The following is a 2,122-nucleotide window of genomic DNA, read 5'->3' as shown; positions in this document are numbered from 1 at the left end:
CCCGCCGCCCTGGCGACCGCCGCCGCCGCCCAATCGACGCAAGCCGCCGCGCCCGCCCGCAGCCCTCAGTTCGAGCGCGACCGCCAGTCGATCCTGGCCCAGGCCGGCGCGTTCCGCGTCCACTTCGACATGCGCGAGAACGTCAGCTTCCGCGCCGACTACGACCCGCTGGAGGAACAGCTGTCCGGCGGGACCGAAATCGTCCGCCTGGTCTACGACAACGGCGACCGCATCAGCCTGCAGCACATCCTGGTGATGGAGCACGGGGGCCAGAGCGTCGTCGTCAAGCACTGGCGCCAGGACTGGGTCTATCAGCCGCAAACCGTCCTGACCTATGTCGGCGACAACAGCTGGCGCACCACGCCCGTCTCCGCCGCCGAGCGCGAGGGCGCCTGGTCCCAGACCGTGTGGCAGACGGACGATTCCCCGCGTTACGGCGGCGTCGGCCGCTGGACCTATGAGAACGGGCTGAGCGCCTGGACCTCCGGCCCGACCTGGCGGCCGCTGGCTCGCCGCGACGCGGTGCGCAACCCGGTCTACGACCGCTACCTGGGCACCAATCGGCATATCCTGAAGCATGACGGCTGGGTCCACATCCAGGACAACATGAAGCTGTCGGGCAGGGGCGGCGGCGAGTTGGTCGCCATCGTGCAGGAAGACGTCATCAACAGCTATGACGCCTCGACCGCCTTCTCGCCCAAGGCGGGCGACGACTACTGGGCGGCGACGAAGACCTATTGGGCCGCCGTGCGCGACGCCTGGGACGCGGTCATCGCCCGCGACGGCGGCGTCCATGTCGCCGAAGAGGCCCAAACCGGCGCCATCACCGCCCCGCCCCTGATGAAGCTGGCCGATCAGGTCCAGGCCGGCGAACTGACCACCGAGGCGGCGATCACCCAGGCCCGAACCCTGATCGCGGCGACTGGCCGCTGATGCAAAAGGCCCCCCGCTCCAGCCAGGAACGGGGGGCCTTTTCAATTTCAGACGTTGGCGATCAGCCCTCGGCCAGTTGAGACCATACGACCTGCGGCGCCTCGCAGGCCTGCGCCTGACCGGGAACCACAGCCATCAGCACCGCCGTCGCCAGCGCCAGGCCCGCGATCGTCAGCGGCGCGATCGCCCGCGATGAAAACGTGAACTTCATCCGCATCACCCCCTGTCTGCGATAGCGTCAGAGGCTAGAGTCGCTTGATGATGATCCATGCACGTTTCGACGGCGATCCGGCTAAAATTCAGCGACAAGGGCTTGGCGGAACATCGCTCTTCGGATGGTTTTTGCGGACCAACGCTGCGGCACATGATGCCTTTTTGGTATCAAATCTGAACAAATCGGCATTTTAGGTCATGACGCTCGGCGCCTAAGTTCGATCTCAACGAGAAACGTGGAGACGACAGGGTGCAGGGATCAGCGATCGAGTTCGTGGAGACGATCGTCCTCGACGTGCCGACCATCCGGCCGCACGTCCTGTCGGTCGCCACCATGCAGTCGCAGACCGTGGTCCTGGTGCGCCTGCGCTGCGCCGACGGGATCGAGGGGCTCGGCGAAGGCACCACCATCGGCGGACTGACCTACGGCGGCGAAAGCCCCGAAGGCATCAAGCTGGCCATCGACGCCTATTTCGCGCCGCTGCTGATCGGCGCCGACACCACCCGCCCGGCGGTCATCATGGAGCGGCTGCGCCGCTCGATCATCGACAACCGGTTCGCCAAGAACGCCGTCGAAACCGCCCTGCTGGACATTCAGGGCAAGCGTCTGGGCGTGCCGGTCAGCGAACTGCTGGGCGGGCGCATCCGCGACCGTCTGCCGGTGCTGTGGACCCTGGCCAGCGGCGACACCGCCCAGGACATCGCCGAGGCCGAGGCCATGCTGGCGTCGGGCCGACACGCCGCCTTCAAGCTGAAGATCGGCAAGCGCTCGGTGCAGGAAGACGTGGCCCACGTGGCGGCGATCAAGCGCGCCTTGGGCGACCGGGCCAGCGTCCGCGTCGACGTCAACCAGGCCTGGAGCGAAGCCGCCGCCAAGTGCGCCATGCCCCTGTTGGCCGAGGCGGGCGTCGACCTGGTCGAGCAGCCGATCCGCGCCCATGCGACGGCGGGCATGGCCCGGCTGACGGCCATGGGC

Annotated in this window: 4 protein-coding genes; 3 read left to right on the top strand and 1 reads right to left on the bottom strand. The window is 67.8% G+C overall.

The genetic code is table 11. From position 1 onward, the window contains the following. Positions 1 to 933 (top strand): DUF6607 family protein (locus tag RT567_RS16155; RefSeq protein ID WP_313577228.1); only part of this gene is annotated, 933 nt, incomplete at its 5' end. A gap of 61 nt (positions 934 to 994) precedes the next feature. Here the strand turns inward: RT567_RS16155 and RT567_RS16150 are convergent. Further along, positions 995 to 1,144, bottom strand: coding sequence for a hypothetical protein (locus tag RT567_RS16150; RefSeq protein WP_313577227.1), 150 nt, complete (start codon positions 1,142 to 1,144; stop codon positions 995 to 997). 47 nt (positions 1,145 to 1,191) lie between these two features. Here RT567_RS16150 and RT567_RS16145 point away from each other — a divergent pair, with 47 nt between their 5' ends. Continuing rightward, entirely contained in the window at positions 1,192 to 1,341 is a 150-nt protein-coding gene (locus RT567_RS16145) for a hypothetical protein (protein WP_313577226.1), read from the top strand. 55 nt (positions 1,342 to 1,396) lie between these two features. Then, positions 1,397 to 2,122: muconate/chloromuconate family cycloisomerase (locus RT567_RS16140; protein ID WP_313577225.1), on the top strand; the 726-nt coding region annotated here is incomplete at its 3' end.

Origin of the sequence: Brevundimonas sp. (assembly GCF_032107865.1) — a bacterium.
Lineage (GTDB): Bacteria > Pseudomonadota > Alphaproteobacteria > Caulobacterales > Caulobacteraceae > Brevundimonas.
Note: the sequence above shows the minus strand (reverse complement) of the source record. Positions and strands in the feature narration are given on the sequence as shown.